Source organism: Sphingobium estronivorans, assembly GCF_008692605.1.
In the GTDB taxonomy this organism is placed as follows: domain Bacteria; phylum Pseudomonadota; class Alphaproteobacteria; order Sphingomonadales; family Sphingomonadaceae; genus Sphingobium; species Sphingobium estronivorans.
Genome location: NZ_LFCT01000072.1, coordinates 1 through 545 on the forward strand (window position 1 = coordinate 1; position 545 = coordinate 545).

Annotated in this window: 2 protein-coding genes; both read right to left on the reverse strand. The window is 61.8% G+C overall.

Annotated features, from left to right (window positions below):
* Positions 1-170: IS1096 element passenger TnpR family protein (locus F7P65_RS22585; protein WP_420853338.1), on the reverse strand; the 170-nt coding region annotated here is incomplete at its 3' end.
* The coding region (locus tag F7P65_RS21870) for an IS66 family transposase (RefSeq protein WP_150295659.1) at positions 125-545 on the reverse strand (421 nt) is incomplete at its 5' end. The genes F7P65_RS21870 and F7P65_RS22585, both read right to left, overlap by 46 nt.

Sequence of the window (545 nt, forward strand, 5' to 3'; positions counted from 1 at the left end):
AAGGCGGTCTGGATGACGGTGTGCAGACGGTCGAGCCGGATATTGAGCGGCACCTCCAGCGTTCGGCTGACGGCCGGCGTGACGTCGTCCAGCGTAATCTTCATCCGCACCACGGTGCCGTTGCTCACGCAACCTTCTCCAGATCGTTGCTCAGCTTTGATGCCTGCCATTTCCAGGGTAAAAAGTCATCGATCCGATTGATCGGGTAGTTGCCGATGCGCTCAATGACGTCTGTGAACCACGCCTCAGGCTCGACGCCGTTGAGCCGGCATGTGCCGGCCAGGGAGTAGAAGAGCGCGGCGGCCTCTCCACCCTTCATGGAGCCGACGAACATCCAGTTCCGGCGCCCGAGCGCGACACCGCGCAGCGCGTTTTCCACCAGATTGTTGCTGATCTCGAGCCGACCATCATTGCAGTAGCGGATCATGGCCTGCCAGCGATTGAGCGGATAGCGACAGGCCCGCGCCAGATTGCTGTCGGACGACAGGCCACGGTTCTGGGTTTCGAGCCAGACGCGCAAAGCCTCCAGCTTCGGCACCGCCTTG